The sequence below is a fragment of the Pseudomonas sp. 50_B genome (assembly GCF_017491625.1).
Taxonomy (GTDB): Bacteria; Pseudomonadota; Gammaproteobacteria; order Pseudomonadales; family Pseudomonadaceae; genus Aquipseudomonas; species Aquipseudomonas danubii.
The window spans coordinates 1-444 of record NZ_JAFGYX010000164.1; the positions used below are offsets into that span (position 1 = coordinate 1).

The following is a 444-nucleotide window of genomic DNA, read 5'->3' on the forward strand; positions in this document are numbered from 1 at the left end:
GGCTTACGATGCCTAGCAAACTGTTTCTATATGACGCGAACGAGGCCAACAAGGATTTGCTCGACTACTTCAAGAACAAAAATTACACAAGAGTCGCGCTAACAAATAGCACTGATTTCTTTTGGTCGCAGATCGATTCGGTTGATAACGGTGGCTATCTCGCCATTATGAGTCATGGCAATAACAACACCTTTGAGATCGGCCATGGGCAATCCACCGAAGGATATGCGGCAGGATCAGATTGTGCCGTTCGGAACATCGCTCAACCAGCGCAATGTGACGCTGTATCTCTTGTCGTGCCACACTGGAAATGATCCTCTAGGCAGATCACTGTTGGGTACCGGATGCAATTTCGCTGCACCGAAGGGCTATGCTCTAGTCAAATCCAGCTCAGCTGGCGTCGGCGTCTATTCTGTCGTAGACCCCCATGCATCGGATGTGAAG

1 protein-coding gene is annotated in these 444 nt (G+C 49.5%); it reads left to right on the plus strand.

What is annotated here, in order from left to right; genetic code table 11:
- The coding region (locus tag J5M73_RS31415) for a hypothetical protein (protein WP_207816974.1) at positions 1-314 on the plus strand (314 nt) is incomplete at its 5' end.
- Positions 315-444: the final 130 nt, after the last annotated feature.